The organism is Anaeromassilibacillus sp. 1001302B_160321_C8, from assembly GCF_015554745.1.
GTDB lineage: Bacteria > Bacillota > Clostridia > Oscillospirales > Acutalibacteraceae > Anaeromassilibacillus > Anaeromassilibacillus stercoravium.
This window is the reverse complement of the sequence record NZ_JADNJD010000005.1, coordinates 139,767-155,759: the sequence shown is the minus strand read 5'-3', so window position 1 is coordinate 155,759 and position 15,993 is coordinate 139,767. Positions and strand designations below refer to the sequence as shown.

15 protein-coding genes are annotated in these 15,993 nt (G+C 55.0%); 1 reads left to right on the top strand and 14 read right to left on the bottom strand.

The genetic code is table 11. The features are described 5' to 3' along the window. Positions 1-49: 49 nt before the first annotated feature. The 5 genes from I2E77_RS05435 to I2E77_RS05415 form a co-directional block, all read right to left on the bottom strand. Positions 50-784 carry a hypothetical protein gene (locus I2E77_RS05435; RefSeq protein WP_191395992.1) on the bottom strand — a complete coding sequence of 245 codons (735 nt, stop codon included), beginning with the start codon at positions 782-784 and terminating at the stop codon, positions 50-52. Positions 785-819: 35 nt separating this feature from the next. Next, complete coding sequence (ybaK, locus tag I2E77_RS05430) at positions 820-1,278, bottom strand: Cys-tRNA(Pro) deacylase (RefSeq protein ID WP_242969690.1); 459 nt, start codon at positions 1,276-1,278, stop codon at positions 820-822. 153 nt (positions 1,279-1,431) lie between these two features. Continuing rightward, entirely contained in the window at positions 1,432-2,841 is a 1,410-nt protein-coding gene (gene cysS / locus I2E77_RS05425) for a cysteine--tRNA ligase (RefSeq protein WP_087234247.1), read from the bottom strand. 128 nt (positions 2,842-2,969) lie between these two features. Continuing rightward, positions 2,970-3,650, bottom strand: coding sequence for a serine O-acetyltransferase EpsC (gene epsC, locus I2E77_RS05420; RefSeq protein ID WP_087234249.1), 681 nt, complete (start codon positions 3,648-3,650; stop codon positions 2,970-2,972). Between the two features lie 476 nt (positions 3,651-4,126). Next, entirely contained in the window at positions 4,127-5,209 is a 1,083-nt protein-coding gene (locus I2E77_RS05415; RefSeq protein ID WP_195450762.1) for a TasA family protein, read from the bottom strand. Positions 5,210-5,409: 200 nt separating this feature from the next. On the opposite strand from I2E77_RS05415, the gene I2E77_RS05410 reads away from it, so the two are divergent. Continuing rightward, positions 5,410-5,754, top strand: a complete 345-nt coding sequence (locus tag I2E77_RS05410; protein WP_195450761.1) for a helix-turn-helix domain-containing protein — start codon at positions 5,410-5,412, stop codon at positions 5,752-5,754. A gap of 45 nt (positions 5,755-5,799) precedes the next feature. Here I2E77_RS05410 and pgsA read toward each other — a convergent pair whose 3' ends face one another. The 9 genes from pgsA to I2E77_RS05365 form a co-directional block, all read right to left on the bottom strand. Continuing rightward, positions 5,800-6,399, bottom strand: coding sequence for a CDP-diacylglycerol--glycerol-3-phosphate 3-phosphatidyltransferase (gene pgsA / locus I2E77_RS05405; protein WP_087234255.1), 600 nt, complete (start codon positions 6,397-6,399; stop codon positions 5,800-5,802). A 22-nt stretch (positions 6,400-6,421) separates the two neighbouring features. Further along, positions 6,422-7,744: a 30S ribosomal protein S12 methylthiotransferase RimO gene (rimO, locus tag I2E77_RS05400; protein ID WP_191448829.1), complete on the bottom strand. Its 1,323-nt coding sequence runs from the start codon at positions 7,742-7,744 to the stop codon at positions 6,422-6,424. 3 nt (positions 7,745-7,747) lie between these two features. Further along, positions 7,748-8,365 carry a regulatory protein RecX gene (locus I2E77_RS05395; RefSeq protein WP_087234259.1) on the bottom strand — a complete coding sequence of 206 codons (618 nt, stop codon included), beginning with the start codon at positions 8,363-8,365 and terminating at the stop codon, positions 7,748-7,750. Between the two features lie 28 nt (positions 8,366-8,393). Then, positions 8,394-9,557, bottom strand: a complete 1,164-nt coding sequence (recA, locus tag I2E77_RS05390) for a recombinase RecA (RefSeq protein WP_195450760.1) — start codon at positions 9,555-9,557, stop codon at positions 8,394-8,396. Between the two features lie 264 nt (positions 9,558-9,821). Then, positions 9,822-10,682 (bottom strand): peptide chain release factor N(5)-glutamine methyltransferase, encoded by an 861-nt coding sequence (gene prmC / locus I2E77_RS05385; RefSeq protein ID WP_195450759.1) that lies wholly within the window; start codon positions 10,680-10,682, stop codon positions 9,822-9,824. Beyond that, a complete protein-coding gene (locus tag I2E77_RS05380; RefSeq protein ID WP_087234273.1) occupies positions 10,679-11,668 on the bottom strand; it encodes a DUF1385 domain-containing protein in 990 nt (329 codons plus the stop codon). The genes prmC and I2E77_RS05380 overlap by 4 nt, the downstream gene beginning before the upstream one ends. 1 nt (position 11,669) lies before the next feature. After that, positions 11,670-13,118 (bottom strand): sensor histidine kinase, encoded by a 1,449-nt coding sequence (locus I2E77_RS05375; RefSeq protein ID WP_191448826.1) that lies wholly within the window; start codon positions 13,116-13,118, stop codon positions 11,670-11,672. A gap of 38 nt (positions 13,119-13,156) precedes the next feature. Further along, positions 13,157-13,861 (bottom strand): response regulator transcription factor, encoded by a 705-nt coding sequence (locus I2E77_RS05370; RefSeq protein WP_087234277.1) that lies wholly within the window; start codon positions 13,859-13,861, stop codon positions 13,157-13,159. 102 nt (positions 13,862-13,963) lie between these two features. Further along, the gene (locus I2E77_RS05365) at positions 13,964-15,334 is read right to left on the bottom strand and encodes a VCBS repeat-containing protein (protein WP_243252533.1); all 1,371 of its coding nucleotides are present in this window, start codon (positions 15,332-15,334) and stop codon (positions 13,964-13,966) included. Between the last annotated feature and the right edge of the window lie 659 nt (positions 15,335-15,993).

The window sequence follows — 15,993 nt, the reverse complement described above, 5'->3', positions numbered from 1 at the left end:
GGCCCGGACCCTTCCTTGGCCGGGAACCGCCCGCCGGTTTCCAATGCGATCAATACTGCGGGTTGATTCGGATCGCCCGCAAAACGTCCACAATGCTGCGGACTTTCTCCAGCTTTTCGTCCAACAGGTCGAATGCATCCAGGCGGGACTGCACCTCTTTTTGGCTGTCCTGCACCGTCTGTAGGCGCGGATTCGTAACGTTCTCCAGGGTGGCCTCCACCTGGACCGTCTTCTGTGCCATGAGTTCCATGGCCTTTCGTTCCTTTGCAATGTCCTGGCGGATCGTCGCCACATCCTGCTCGATCCCGGAAGCAACCGTTTCCAGATTGGAAAGCATCTGCTTCACCGCCAAGAATTCCTGCTTGAATCCGGCCAACTCCTGACGCTCTGCCGCCACAGCCTGTTTTAAACCGGTGGTGTCCTGTCCCACACCGGTCACCAGTTGTTTTAGATCTGCTTCCGCCTGTTTTACAGCGGTAATGCCTTGCTTCACCGTGGAAAGATCCTGCGCAACGCCCACCAGCTTTTGTTTAGAGTCTGCCGTCTCCTGCTTCACCGCGTTGATCTCCTGCTTCAGGGCGGTATTCCCTTGTTTCAGTTCCGTCAGGCTCTGCTTGACTCCGACAAGCGTCTGGCTGTCCGCCGTCACATCGCGGCGGATCGTCGCCTGTTCCTGCCGGACACCGGACAGATCCTGCTTCATGCGGGCCATATCCTCCCGGATCGGCTCCAGCTTTCGGTCCATCATCGTTTCAATCGCCTGCAAAAGCGAAGTTTCCGTCATGGTTCCACTCCCTCTCATCCCATTGCCGCATCTGTTTACGGCTCTACTGCAATCTCCGCCGATGTTCCATTCACCAAACGCAGCAGATCCTGCGGCGCTACTTCCACCTGCGCACCGATCTTTCCCGCACTGAAAATGATGCTGGGAAAGGCCTCGCAGCTCTTGTCCACCACGGTGCGGTACAGCTTCTTCATCCCAATGGGGGAACATCCCCCGCGTATGTAGCCGGTCACCTTATTGATCTCGCTCACGTGGATCATCTCCACGGATTTTTCCCCCACGCTTTTGGCCGCTGCCTTGAGGTTCAATTCCTTTGCCACAGGCACCACAAAGACGTAGAACGCGCCGGATGCCCCCTTCGTCACCAACGTCTTGAACACCTGCTCCACATTCTGGTTCAGCTTATGGGCGACCGCAACGCCGTCGATGGCCCCGTCTTCATGCTCGTAAAAATAGAATTTATACGGAACCTTTGCCTTGTCCAAGATCCGCATGACATTCGTCTTGTTTTCCTTTTCCTTTGCCAATCGGAACGCCCCTTTTCTCATAGAAACCGCGCTCCCGCCGGCTTGGTTAGTCCGGCGGGAGCCGCTTTTCATCCCGGCGCCGCATGGCCCGGTTGTCCTCACCGGGCCGCAAAACCGGATTTATTCCTCAACCTTCCATTTGACGCCCTGCGGTGTATCCTCCAAAACGATATGGCGCGCTTTCAGCTCGTCGCGGATGCGGTCCGCGGTGGCCCAATCCTTATTTTTACGGGCCTCGTTGCGCTGCTCGATCAGCTTTTCCACCTCTTCATCCAGAAGCTGGTCGTCCTTCTGGTTGTAGAGCAGGCCCAGCACACCGGCCAGCTCGTTAAAGAGGTCCAGCGCATAGGCACACAGCTCCTTGCTGGGCGCGGAGGACGCATTCAGCGTGGAATTGATGTCCCTCGCCAGGTCAAACAGCGCCGACAGTGCATCCGCCGTGTTCAAATCGTCCTCCATCGCCTCGATGAAGTGGTCCTGGTATTCGCTGAAGCGGCGGCGAATCTCTTTCTCGCCCTCCTTTTCCCCTTCCGGGGCATTCTTCAGCAGGAACGCCAGGTTGTCGCGGCAATTGTACAGGCGCTCCAATCCCGCCTTGCACTGCTCGATGACCTCCACGCTGTAATTGATGGGGCTGCGGTAATGCGAAGCCACCATCAAATAGCGGATGGGTTCGTAGCCGAACTGCGCCGCCACATCGCGCACCGTGAAGAAATTGCCGAGGGATTTGCTCATCTTGCGGTTATCGACGTTGATATATCCGTTGTGCATCCAGTAGTGCGCAAACGGCACCCCGTTGCAGCATTCGCTCTGTGCGATCTCGTTTTCGTGGTGCGGGAAAATCAGGTCCTGCCCGCCGCAATGGATGTCAATGGTCTCTCCCAAATAGTGCTTTGCCATGGCGGAGCACTCAATGTGCCAACCCGGGCGGCCGTTACCCCACGGGGATACCCAGCTCGGCTCCCCCTCTTTGGCGGCCTTCCAAAGGGCGAAATCCATCGCGTCCTCTTTCTCTTCGCCCACGGCAATACGCGCGCCCGCCTCTAAGTCCTCCAGCGGCTGATGGGAAAGCTTTCCATAGCCTTCGTCCTTATGGGTGCGGAAGTAGACATCCCCATTGTCCGCCGCATACGCATAGCCCTTGTCGATCAGGGTCGCGACCATGCTGATGATTTCCTCGATGTTCTCCGTCGCCAGCGGATGGATCGTCGCCGGGCGGACATTCAAGCCCTCGGCGTCCGTCTTATACTCTTCAATATAACGCTGGGAGACGGTGAGGTAGTCGCTGTTCTCCTCATTCGCTTTGCGGATGATCTTATCGTCCACATCCGTAAAATTCTGCACATAGGTGACCTTCATCCCCCGGTACTCCATATAGCGGCGCAACACATCGAACACACAGATCGGCCGCGCATTGCCAATATGGATGTAATTGTACACCGTGGGGCCGCAGGCGTAAATTTTCACCTCTCCGGCTGTGATCGGCACAAACTCTTCCTTTTGGCGCGTCAGGGTATTATAGATTTTCATTGTCCTTGTTCCTCCCAGCTTTATTGTTCTGTGCGCTCCAGTACCCGTTATTATATGGGATTTTTCGGAAAAATACAAGACGCATCGTGTCTTTTCCGCGCATTGGACAGGGGCATTTTATCGAATGGCTATTGCGCACTCTTTTCGCGCTCCGGATGTTCCGAAGAACGGGCGCGCTCCTTTTCCAAAGCCTCCAAACGTGTCTGCAAATTCAGGCACTTGGCCTGCATCCGGCACAGCTCCTGCGAAACCGGGTCCGCCACATGCACCTGGTCGAGGCTGTTGGGCTTGACGCCGTTGATCCGCACCACGCGCGCGGGCACGCCGACCGCCGTGGCGTTGGCCGGGACCTCGTCCAGGACTACCGCGCCCGCGGCCACGCGGGCGTTGTCGCCCACTTTAAACGGCCCCAGCACCTTGGCGCCGGAACCCACCATCACATTGTTGCCTAAGGTTGGGTGGCGTTTTCCTTGTTCCTTACCGGTGCCGCCCAGCGTGACGTTCTGATACAGGGTGCAGTTATCCCCGATCTCGGTTGTCTCGCCGATCACGACGCCCATCCCGTGGTCGATAAACAGGCCCTTGCCGATGGTTGCGCCGGGGTGGATTTCGATCCCTGTCTTATGCCGGGCGCGCTGGCTGATCCAACGCGCGATAAATTTATGCCCATGCTGATAAAACCAGTGCGCTTTGCGGTAAGAGCGCACGGCTTTGAAGCCCGAATAGAGGAAATAGACCTCCCATCGGCTCCGCGCAGCCGGGTCCCGTTCCATAATGGAGTCCAACTCTGCTTTTAACTGGTCAAACATTGCTTCCCTTGTCACCTGCTTTCCAAAACAATAAAAAACCGCCCCCGTCCCCAAAGGGACGGAGGCGATTTTTAACCGCGGTTCCACTCCGTTTTCTATCTCGTTGCTGCCGGTAACGGCGGCTGCCGTGCGAGGATACTATCCTTTCCCCCCGCCTGCACTGCCGGTCTCTTTTCCGGCATCACGGACGCATTTCCCTCCGGCACCCGCCAAAAGCGCTCTCAGCCCATGGCGCTTTTTCTCTGTTGCAGGAAAATCCAAAGGTACTTCTTCCGCTCGCTGCATTTCAACCATACATATTCTGTACGTTTTATTATATGCCGCTGGGCGGAAAATGTAAAGAGAATGGGAAAGGAAACTTGAAAACGGTTTTCTTTGCAAAGAAAAGAGGTTTGAAACTTATAAGGTAACAGTTGACCCCACAATCCTAGGATTTACCTATTCATGCTACAGATTCAGAGAAATTTTGTTTCCCTTTATCCTCTGGGACTCACATCTATACGCAAACTCTTATAATCTGTTCCCTCAAAGCTAGCCGAATATGTGCCATCTCCATTATCGATAATCCCAAATGTCGGCGGTGCATAAGAACCAGCATACTTATATTTTACTCCATCATGGCTATAAGTTTCAAGGAATTGTTCAATCTGCTCCATAACCTCAGAACCGGTAGCCTGTGTTGTTCCTGCTGCAAAGGTCATCGGAATTGTCAAGCCGCTTTCCACGACTTCACCCGTTTCACCGATAGACACATCTACCAACGTCGCCGGAACATTCACGACGAATTCAGCCGGATCTTCACCGGTTTCATTATGAGGGTACGGGCCCAGGTCTGCCTGCTGCGCCGTAACTTCCAGAGCGCCGTGATAATGCTGGCCCTGGTATTTGTTGTCCGCCGTAGACGGCAGATACCCGCCGATGATGTATGTAACCTCTTCGTTAGCGCCGATGATATCGGTGGGATCGTAGCAGATCTTCTCGTTAGAGGTGGCCGTTTCCTTGTTGAGGTTGATGTTCTCCAAACGCGTCCAAGTATCTCCATCCTTCTTATAGACAAAAATCTTGAGCGCGTCTTCGAGCGTATTTTCACACGGCTTATCCTTGTACAGATCCTGGTCGATCTCATACTTGTTGTCACCATAGAGCACCGGCTCTGTGTCGTTGCCAGCCGTCGCATTCATGCCGAGATGAATATAGATCGGCAGGGTGCCCCGGTTCTCCACGCGGACCGGGCGGAAATAGATCGGCAGGTTATCCCCATAATTTTTCGGGTCCTGGTTGTTGTTTTCCAGATTGTTGACGTCGCCGGACTCCACCAGTTCCTTATCAAAATTATCAAGGAGCATCGGGCGGAGATTCTTAAACTTCATCGGCTTCGTGGTCGTAAAGTTTCCGTTCTCCGGGTCTGGATTTACTTCAATATCCAGAATACCAGCGGAAAAATTACCAGCCACTTTTTCCGTGTCGGTAAACCAGGCCATGGTTCCGCCTGCCAGCAGGCAGAAGACCAAAACCAAGGAGAGCGCCGACAGGACGATCCTCTTTTTATTGGCTTTCATGTTTTTTCCTCCTTTTTCTCGGATTATGGGGGCGCGGTAACCCATAAGTTTCTTCCGGATTATTTAAATGATACCGCAGGATTTTATGAGTGTCAAGAAAAATTCATAAGATTTCTTTCATTTAATTGTATAAAACCATAAAAATTTTATAATATTTATGAGCATGAACAAACAAAATTGCATATACAAAGGGGGAAACCATGTTAGGAGAAAGGCTCCAGGAACTTCGCAAGGATCACGGCCTTTCCCAGCAGGATTTAGCAGATAAACTCAACGTATCCATCCATACGATCTCTTCATATGAGCGAAACCGCAGCGCTCCGGATGACACAATGAAAATGGAAATCGCAAAACTATTCGATATATCGCTTGACTACCTGCTTGGTTTGGTGGATGAACCTTATTCGTTCCATAGGGCAGAAAACTGTATGCTTCTGCCCGCCGAATTTGAGGATGCAGAGAAAAAAGAGCTCCGCGAATACATCGCTTTCCTGCGATTTAAACGGGCTCGAAAGAAACAGAGGAAACAATCCCGAAAAACATAAAAGGCCACGGCATGCAACAAGTGCATCCGCGGCCTTTTGTTTTCCTTATTTCGAATTGCCGATTACCTTCCAATTCTGTTTTAAATAGATTCCTCCGGAGAGCACCGTAAAAAACACGGTAACCGCCATGAGCGCTTCCCCGATCCACAGGAAAACCATCCCGCCCGGTACGCCTCCCACCGAGAAAGCGGAAAGGGTTCCCGCAGCGATCAGCTCCTGTGCATACTGCATCGCCAAGATCAATGCGATGGCAATGATCTGGCTGACCGTCTTGACCTTTCCCCATTTGTTCGCCGCGATCACCACACCCTCGTCCGCGGCAACCAGCCGCAGGGAAGTCACCAGGAATTCACGCGCAATGATAATCAGCACCCACCAGGGGTTGATCAGCCCCAAGCTCACAAAACAAACCAGGGCGGAAATCACCAAGATCTTATCCGCCAATGGGTCCATGAATTTCCCGAAGTTGGTAATCAGGTTCCGGCTTCTGGCGATCTTTCCATCTAAGTGATCCGTATAGGACGCTGCAAGAAATAGGAGCAATGCGATCAAGCAGTTGTGCGGCAGCTCCTGCCACAGCAGGGCTCCAACGAAAAACGGCACCATCGCCATGCGCAATACCGTCAGTTTATTGGGCAAGTTCATATCGATACCTCCACGGGGCGCGCTATTCCGCTTCGCCCATCAGGTCGCAGTCCATACATGCGGTGATACGCACCCGCACAAACTGTCCCGGGGCAGGCACATCTGCGGCCGTGAAATAGACCCTGCCGTCAATCTCCGGTGCATCCGCATAGCTGCGGCCAAACCAGCACTGCGTCTCCTCATCGAAGCCTTCGGTGAGCACGTCAAACACCCTGCCAACCTGTGCCTCGCCCCAATCCTGCATAATCCCCATCTGGGTCTCCATCACACGGCCGGCGCGGCGGCGCTTCTCGTCCTCTTCGATCTGGTTCTCCATCTCGGCGGCGGGGGTATCCTCCTCCTGCGAATAGGCAAAGCAGCCCAGCCGCTCAAAGCGGATTTCTTTGATAAAATCACACAATTCCGCAAAGTCCTCCTCCGTCTCGCCGGGGAAGCCTGCGATCACGGTGGTGCGCAGGACCAGGCCGGGGATTCGCTCGCGCATCTTCCCGATCAGCGCCGTGAGCTTTTCGCGGTCCCCAAAGCGGCGCATGGCCCGGAGCACCGGCCCGCTGCAATGCTGAAGCGGGAGGTCGACGTATTTGACAATTTTTGGCTCCTGCGCGATCGTATCCATCAGTTCTTCCGTCATGAAGTCCGGATAGCAATACAGCAGTCGGATCCACTCCACGCCGTCCACGGAGCACAACTTATGTAATAACTCCGGCAGCATCCATTTCTTATATAGGTCGCGCCCGTAACGGGTGGTATCCTGCGCGATGACGATCAGTTCCTTTGTCCCGCTTTCCGCCAATGCCTTCGCTTCCTCCAGAATGCTCTCTATGGGACGGGAGCGGTACGGCCCGCGGATCAATGGGATCGCACAATAAGAACAGCGGTTGTCGCAGCCCTCCGCGATCTTGATATAGGAGGAGTAGAGCGGGGTCGAATGGACGCGCTCCCCGCACAGGGGCAGGAGCGTCTTTTCGGGGAACAGCTCCGGATGCTCGCCGCGCAGGGTGCGGTCCACCACTTCCACAATGTCGGCGTCCGCTCCAATCCCACAGACCGCATCGGCCTCGGGCAGCTCCTTGCGGATCTCCTGCTGATAGCGCTCCGCCATGCAGCCGGTGACCACGATCGCTTTGATTTGCCCGGCCGCCTTCTGCTTGCCGAGCTCTAAAATCTCCCCGATGGACTCCTTCTTGGCCGCCTCGATAAAGCCGCAGGTGTTCACAATCGCCACATCCGCACAGGAGGCGTCGTCCACCAATTCATATCCTGCCTTTTGCAGACGCGCCATCATCATCTCCGCGTCCACCCGGTTCTTTTCACAGCCGAGGCTGATCATTCCAACAGATGCCATTCTTCAATCCTCATTTTCGTAGTCGATATAGTCCCGCAGCGCTGTGCGGATGTCCTCGCCGCTGTAACCAAGCCGCTGCAGCGCAGCAAACACGCGGCGGCGCCCTTTTTCATCGGAAAGGGACCTCTGATATTTCCGTTCCAGCAGGAACCGGAGCGATTCCTCCGGCTCTGGGGCGAGCTCTTCCACAATTTCCTGGGCGAGCGCGCGGTCGATCCCCTTTTGCAAGAGCTCATATTCCGCACGGCGCGCCGCAAACCGCTTGCGCTGCAGCAGCTCTTCCGCCAAATTGCGCGCATATTGCGCGTCGTTGACCAGGCCGAGCTCTTCCATGCGCTCCGCAGCGCGTTCCGCTGCCTCGCGCCCCGCCGTCCGGGAAATCTTATCCGCCAGTTCCTTTTTGGAGTGGCTGCGGTGCTCCAACAGGTAGAGCGCCTTCTCCTGCGCGCGGTGTGCGTCGCTCCGCTGGATCAGCCGGTACAGCTCTTCGTCGTCGAGCTCCATCCCAATCCGCAGGCCGGATTGCAACAGGGTCTCCGAGTCTAACTTTGCGGCGAGCTCCCCATCCAGGAACAGGGCCGTCAGGCGTTTGCGCCGCGGCTCCAATGCGGTAACTAACAAAGCATTCCCATCCTTTTATGATTCATGTCTATTCGACGTCGTCGGCCTCTATGTCGATTTTCGCAGCCGCTGCGCGGGAGGCCGGTTTTGCCACCTCCGCCGCAGGCGCGGGGATCTCCAGCGGTTTCGCTGGGGAAGCGTTCGGCATGGGTACCGCCGACTTGGCATAGAGTTTCCCGACATTTGCGCGGACCTGCTGTTCGATTTCGTCCGCCAGTTCCTTATTGGTGGCGAACAGGTTTTTGACATTGTCGCGGCCTTGTCCAAGGCGCTCCTGCTTGTAGGAGAACCAGGCGCCGCTCTTCTGCACAATGTCGAGCTTGACCGCAAGGTCGAGCAGCTCGCCTTCGCGTGAAATGCCGCGGCCGTACATCACGTCGAACTCCGCCTCGCGGAACGGCGGCGCAATCTTATTTTTCACCACGCGCGCACGGGTGCGGGAGCCGACCTGTTCCGTGCCGTTTTTGAGCGTCTCGATGCGGCGGATATCGATGCGTACCGAGGAATAGAACTTCAATGCGCGGCCGCCGGGGGTGACCTCCGGGTTGCCGTACATCACGCCCACCTTTTCGCGGAGCTGGTTGATGAAGATCGCCACGCAGTTGGATTTGGAAATCGCACCCGCCAGCTTGCGCAGCGCCTGGCTCATCAGGCGCGCCTGCAGGCCGACGTGGGAATCGCCCATCTCGCCCTCGATCTCCGCGCGCGGCACCAGGGCCGCCACCGAGTCGACAACAATCACGTCGATGGCGCCCGAACGCACCAGCGCCTCCGTGATCTCCAACGCCTGTTCACCGGTATCCGGCTGGGAAACGAGCAAGCCGTCCACATCCACGCCCAGCGCGCGGGCGTACACCGGGTCGAGGGCGTGCTCTACATCGATGAACGCCGCGTTGCCGCCGTTCTTCTGCCCCTCTGCGATGCAATGCAGGGCCAGCGTGGTTTTGCCGGAACTCTCCGGGCCGTAGATCTCGACAATACGGCCGCGCGGCAGCCCGCCGATCCCGAGCGCCAGATCCAGGGAAAGCGAACCGGTGGGGATCGCCTCCACATGCATGGCCTCGTTCTGGCCCAGACGCATCACCGCGCCCTTGCCAAACTGCTTTTCGATCTGCGCCAGCGCTGTCTCCAGCGCCGCCTTTTTATCCATCGTTTTTCCCGCAGCCGCGCCGCGGCTTTTGTCCATGGCCATTTGATTCCCTCCGGTCTTTTGATTGGAAAAACGCCGGAAGAAGTTCCGGCGTCTCGAAGCGACAAGTCATAAAATAACTTGCATTATTATATCGTATTTTTGAAAGAAAAGCAATGGATGGAGGGCAATTTCGAACAAATATTTGCCTCCCTGCTTCTGTAAAATCCTGCATTCCATATTTTTCCCAGGCCAATGCCCTCTCGCCGGAAAGCGGCGGGCACAATCCAGCACGCCTGCGCGCCGCCAAGCCATCCATTTACAAACCTATGCCCGGACGCCAACGACCACGCGGTCCAACCCGTTAAAATCCTTGCGCACTTCGATTTCCCGCACACCCGCCTCTTGGAACAATTCCGTCACGGCCTGCGCCTGTTCTTCCCCGATCTCCACAGCGGCAACGCCGCCGGGCTTCAAACGCGGGACCCATAGCTGCGCAATCGCCCGGTAGAACACCAGCCCATCTTCCCCGCCGTCCAGGGCTGTGCGCGGTTCCTGCTGCACCTCTTTTTGTAGTCCCGCAATCACCCCCGCCTCCACGTAAGGGGGGTTCGACACCACAAGGTCCAGTCCGGAAAACGGTGCGGCCGATTCCGGCGACAAGACATCTAATCGGACCGGATGGACGGCCTTGCTTGCCAGCCGGCGGACATTGGCCTCCAAAAACCGGAAAGCATCCGCATAGAGCTCTGCGCAGGATATCTCTAACCCTGGGAGCAGGGATGCAAGCCCGATCGCCACTGCGCCGCTTCCGCCGCAGAGGTCGATCCCTTTCCAAGGCCCTTTCGCGCCGCTGCCCACACGGAGCCGTTCCGCCGCTGTATACACCAGCAACTCCGTCTCCTCGCGCGGCACCAGAACGCCTTCTCCCACGCAAAGCGTAAAATCCATGAACGGCCACTCGCCAAGGATGTACTGCAACGGCCGCCCCTGCGCCCGCATTTCACAAAGCTCCCAATATGCGGCCGCGTGCGCTTCTTCCGCCGGTTCCATCCCATGGATCATCAGCTTTTGGCGATCCATACCAAAGACCTTTTCAAACAGGCAGACAGCATCAAAGGCAGGGGTTTCAATCCCTGCCTTTTCTAAAAGCATCTTTCCCTTTTGATACGTTTGCCGCAGCGTCATGCCGTTTTCTCCTTTGGCTGCTTGGCCTGTAACGGGCATTGCAGATCCGTCCCGTCCTCCGGGATGACCGCCTTCATCGCCTCAATCGCCACTTCGATCATGCTGTCGTCCGGTTCCTTGACTGTCAGCCGTTGCATCCAGAGGCCGGGGGCCGAAATGATGCGCGTGGCAAGGTTGTCATAACGCCCACAGATACGGATAAGCTCATAGCCGATGCCCACCACCACCGGAATACAAAGCAATTTGACCAATGTGCGCAGGATGGGGTTTGTGAACGGGATGAAGAACCCGATGATGACCCCCAGCAGCAGCATGATAATCATAAAGCTCGTGCCGCAGCGCGGATGGAAGCGGCTGTGATGCCGCACGTTTTCAACGGTCAGCTCTTCTTCATTTTCATAGCAGAAAATGGTCTTATGTTCCGCGCCGTGATACTCAAACACGCGCTTAATCTCCGACATATGCGCTACAATGGCGATATACGCCACAAAAATACCGATGCGCATCGCGCCCTCAATGATGGAGCGCCATGCTTCAATCCCCGTTCCAAAGAGGTATTGCTCGCACACATTAAACAGCCAGGTCGGCAAAAAGAAAAACAGCACAATGGCCAAGAGCAGGCCCAGGACCGTGCCCACCGCCATAATGGCGTTCATCAGCTTATCGCCAAACACCCGCTCCATCCACTGGTCAAACTTGGAGGGTTCCCCCTCTTCCTCAGCCATCCCAGACTTCTCTGCGGAGATATTCAGCGCCTTAAAGCCTGTGGAAAGGGAATCGATAAAAGCCGCTATCCCGCGGAAAATCGGGAGCCGGAAAATTTTGTACTTCTTCCCCAGGCCGTCCGTCTCCAGGGTTTCAGAAGAAATGGTGCCATCCGGCATGCGCACAGAAATTTCGGTGCGCTTCGGCCCGCGCATCATGATGCCCTCGATCAGTGCCTGGCCGCCGATGGAAGTAATACGTTTTGTCTTTTCTCTAGCCATTCTATTCGGATATCCTTTCTGTGTCCTGCGCGGCGTCCGGCGCCTTTTCGAGGAATGCAGGGATCCGGATGGTCACCACAGTCCCCACATTCTCGTGGCTTTCAATTTCCAGGCTGCCGGAATGCAGCCGCATGATCTCGTCGGCGAGTGCCAGCCCAATCCCGGAACCCCGGACGGTCTGGTTCGCCTTATAAAACTTCTTTTTCACGTTGGGCAGGTGCTCCGGCGGGATACCGCAGCCGTTGTCGCTGATGGCGACCCGGATGTAGCCGTTCTCCTCGGAGGCAACCACGCTGATGGTCCCGCCCTCGCCTGTATATTTTAACGCATTGTCCAGGATATTGACAAATACCTGCCGCAAACGGTTGATGTCCCCCAAGACCGGGGAAAGCATCCGCGGCTCTTCATATAGCAGATACTTGTGTTCGGATTTTGCGCGCTCGCTGAACATATAGACCGCTTCGCCCAACTCGGCAAGAATGTCGATTTTGTCCATTGTCAGGGTCATGCGGCCGCTCTGCATACGCGAAAAGTCGAGCAGCTCCTCCACAATGCCGGACAGCCGTTCGGATTCCCGGATGATGACGCTCATGCCCTTGTCGAAGGTTTCGTCGTCCATACCGCCGCCCTGCATCGTCTCTGCCCAGCCCTTGATGGCAGTCAACGGCGTGCGCAGCTCGTGGGAGACGGAGGAGATGAAATCATTTTTCATCTTTTCCGCCGCGCCCAGCTCCACCGCCATGTCGTTGATGGTGTCGCACAGCTGGCCGATCTCATCGTCGTTGGATTTTTCAATGCGCGCTTTGAAATCGCCCTGTGCGATCCGCCGCGCGGTCGCGCCAATCTCCTTGATCGGCGTGAGGATGGACTTCATAAAATAGTAACTCGAAGTGGAAATAAAAAGCAGGATCACGACGCCCGCCAGGATCAGAATCCCTACCACCATACCGATCTGCTTATCCGCTTCCTCCAGCGAAACAACGTACCGGACGCCGCCCACCACGCTGCCGGCGTCGTTGTGGATCACCCGCGTGACAGCCATCACCTTTTCCCCGCTGGTCAAGCGCCCGGTCCATGTGCCATACCCATTCGCATCGGCCAATGCCTGCTGGTAATCCGGCATGGGCTGGCTTTGATCCGGCGCAAACCCAATGGACGTTGTGATGATATGCCCCTCGGAATTGAACACCATCAACTCCATGCTTTCCTTGTTGGGGAAATTCTCCACATAATTTCGCGCGGCCGTGAGGAAGTCCTGCGAAGAACGTTGCCCGTAATCGGAGAAAACATTGGTCAATTCCCCTGCGCGGCCGTTGATCGCCTGTTGAATCCCATAATAAATATAATTTTGTATGGCATACGAAAGGCTGAAAACCAGCGCGACGATCAAGATCAGTATAACACCAAGGCTGTTCAAAAGCCAGCGTTTTGTAATTCCCTTTACCACCATGCGGGTTTTCCTCCTTTCCTATGGATTCCTCTCTAAATTTATGCCTCCCATTTATAGCCGAGTCCCCAGACCGTCACGATATGCTTTGGGTTACTGGGTTCGTCCTCCACCTTCATGCGCAGGCGGCGTATATTGACGTCCACAATCTTCTCTTCTCCATAGTAGGCTTCCCCCCACACATGCTTCAAAATCGCGGAACGGTCCAGAGCGGTCCCCGGATTGGAGAAAAAGTATTCCATGATCTGAAACTCCACCTGCGTCAGCTCAATGGGCGCGCCGCGCTTCATCAAGGTGCGGTTGCGCAGGTTGAGCGCAAAATCCCCGGACCGGATCTCCTCTTTAAAATTGTTTTCATCGCGCATCTGCGCCAAAGCAACCCGGCGGTAGACCGCATCCACACGCGCCACCAATTCCGACGGGCTGAACGGCTTCGTCACATAGTCGTCCGCGCCCATCATCAGGCCGCTGACTTTGTCCATCTCCTGTGTCCGCGCGGTAAGCATGATAATCCCGATCGAGCCGCTCTGCTTGCGCAGCTCTTTGCAGACGGCCAGGCCGTCGTACTTTCCGGGCATCATGATGTCCAGGATGGCAACGTCAAAATCCTTGCCCTCCCGTTCATAGATTTCCAGCGCTTCCTCCCCATTGGAAGCCTCATATGGCTCGTATCCGGCACGTTTCAGATTAATCACAACAAATTCGCGGATGGCCTGTTCATCCTCTGCAACCAATACTTTTTTCACGGCAGTACACCCTTTCCTACTGAACTTTTAAACGTCCGTCCCACGCCCATTCCCCATGTGAACCTTGCTGGGACCTCTCTCAACAACTCCCATATTTTTATCTTATTCCTGACGGATCAGCTCAAATCCATTTTTGATATCATTGATTGTGAGGGACAGCGCATTATCCGGCGTGGGGATTGCTGCGGCAAACACCAAATTGTTGTTGTCCACAAGCTGGTAATACCCATCTGTCCCCTCCTGGCGTTCCCAACTGTCCTTTGTAAAGACATGTAGGCGCAGCAATGCCGCCCCCATCGCGCCGGAACCGGTGGTTTCATCCGCAACCACCCACTCATAGAAAGTCAGTGTCCGCGTGGAAGGGTCCATCTGTGTGCTGGCTTTCCCCCGCCACATGTCCGGCACTAGGAAGGAATACCCATCGGTGTAATCCATTACCATAGAAGCGCTTCGGACCAAGGTCCCTTCGCGCTCATCAAAGCGATGCCAATTCGTCAAATAATTTGTTTCATCCGGAGCGTTATCCGTCGTATAACCAGGCATCGGCGTCACAATGGGGATTTCAATAATCTTGCTATCCCCAATCGTCTGCGACACCGCATGTGTCCTACGCTGGGTATAGTTTGACGTCTGCGCATTGCTGTCATAGAAGGGGGATTGCAAGGTAGAAGTCTCCTTGTCCCAATACAGCATCTCGGTTACCAAGGTATCGGCGCTCTTTCGGCCATCCAATACAACGCCTTTCAAGTTCCCGGATTCACTGATGATTCCTGCCGTAGTGGAGGCATAGCTGGTTACGGTCGTATCCAGATTGGCGGAACCGATGATCTCCAACTGGTCGTCCCGGACCCGCAACAACCGGGCGATCGCAGGTTGGTCGCCGACCGTTACGCTCGCGGTAAATATTTCATCGCTGTGGTCATCGTCAAAATCCATAACCACCATTTCTGTGTACGACTGCTCCAGTTTGAGCTCGCACATTTTTCCGTTTTCATAATAGTACACGCAAATGGTCGTCGAGTTATTGAGGTTACTTCCCCAACCGATCACCGCCTCGTCGTGCCCATCGCCGTTTATATCGCCAAAACAGACTTTATCCACTGTAGTGGCCGGGTTATTAAAATCCCCAACCGCCTTCCAGCCATCTTCTGTTTTATGGATAAACATGACATTGATTCCAGCACTGTCGCCTTTTTTCTGATAGAATGCAATGGCATCTTCCTGCCCTGCGCTAACAAGGCTATGCATAATAATTGCAGAGCGGTATTCCCCCCTGCTGGGGTATTTTAAAGTAGGGTTTGCGCCCGCCGATTTTTCCAGTTCGTCGTGGATTTGTGCGCGCTCCCCCGTAGGACGCGGAGGGCGCATCAGCGACTGGGCGTCCAGAGCTGAAAGAGAACAGCCTGAAAAAAGCAGCGAAATGGCCAGTGCCACGGCGACCGCTGCGCACCATATGCGCAATTTATGAGACAACTCACCGCCCCCTTTTTCGATTAAACGCGAACCTTTCTATCGATCTTGCTTGGGAACGAATCCCTTGCCCACCCACGAATATATGGATGTTTATCACTAAATTTTGAAGGGTTTGTTAAAAATAGTTCTAAATTGTCCGTCTATATCTTTGTTATTATAGCATCTTCTACGCAAATTGAACAGTATCAAATCTGTAATTGAATGAGTCAAATGAAATACCGTCTTATTTTCCAGGAACCATTGTGCCAATTGCGTACACAAAAACACCCCTGGCCCTTTTTGAAAAGCGGAAAGCATCTTACAAATACAGCCTTTCCAAACCTTCCTCACACCGCTCTTATTCCGGCCATAGGCAGAAAGGCCCCGCCCCGGGATATCCCAGGACAGGGGCCTCTTTGTTCATAAGGAAAAAACTTTCCTTTTATTTTAGATTAGCCAATCGGACGCACAGCGTCATCCGCGCCTACGGCAGGCGCACAGCGTCATCCGCGCCTACGGCGGACGCACAGCGTCATCCGCGCCTACGGCGGACGCACAGCGTCATCCGCGCCTACGGCGTTCCCTACGGAAGCAAACTGTGAGGAGTTTGTTTTCCGCTCCACAGGGAAAGCCCTACAGAGGCAGTCGAAAAATTGTTTCATAAAGGCAAAACACACAGC

What these genes read in the sequence shown, in the direction of transcription:
- I2E77_RS05435 (WP_191395992.1), bottom strand. Translation starts at nt 784, where the DNA reads ATGACGGAAACTTCGCTTTTGCAGGCGATTGAAACGATGATGGACCGA.
- ybaK (WP_242969690.1), bottom strand. Translation starts at nt 1,278, where the DNA reads ATGCGGATCTTGGACAAGGCAAAGGTTCCGTATAAATTCTATTTTTAC.
- cysS (WP_087234247.1), bottom strand. Translation starts at nt 2,841, where the DNA reads ATGAAAATCTATAATACCCTGACGCGCCAAAAGGAAGAGTTTGTGCCG.
- epsC (WP_087234249.1), bottom strand. Translation starts at nt 3,650, where the DNA reads ATGTTTGACCAGTTAAAAGCAGAGTTGGACTCCATTATGGAACGGGAC.
- I2E77_RS05415 (WP_195450762.1), bottom strand. Translation starts at nt 5,209, where the DNA reads ATGAAAGCCAATAAAAAGAGGATCGTCCTGTCGGCGCTCTCCTTGGTT.
- I2E77_RS05410 (WP_195450761.1), top strand. Translation starts at nt 5,410, where the DNA reads ATGTTAGGAGAAAGGCTCCAGGAACTTCGCAAGGATCACGGCCTTTCC.
- pgsA (WP_087234255.1), bottom strand. Translation starts at nt 6,399, where the DNA reads ATGAACTTGCCCAATAAACTGACGGTATTGCGCATGGCGATGGTGCCG.
- rimO (WP_191448829.1), bottom strand. Translation starts at nt 7,744, where the DNA reads ATGGCATCTGTTGGAATGATCAGCCTCGGCTGTGAAAAGAACCGGGTG.
- recA (WP_195450760.1), bottom strand. Translation starts at nt 9,557, where the DNA reads ATGGCCATGGACAAAAGCCGCGGCGCGGCTGCGGGAAAAACGATGGAT.
- prmC (WP_195450759.1), bottom strand. Translation starts at nt 10,682, where the DNA reads ATGACGCTGCGGCAAACGTATCAAAAGGGAAAGATGCTTTTAGAAAAG.
- I2E77_RS05380 (WP_087234273.1), bottom strand. Translation starts at nt 11,668, where the DNA reads ATGGCTAGAGAAAAGACAAAACGTATTACTTCCATCGGCGGCCAGGCA.
- I2E77_RS05375 (WP_191448826.1), bottom strand. Translation starts at nt 13,118, where the DNA reads ATGGTGGTAAAGGGAATTACAAAACGCTGGCTTTTGAACAGCCTTGGT.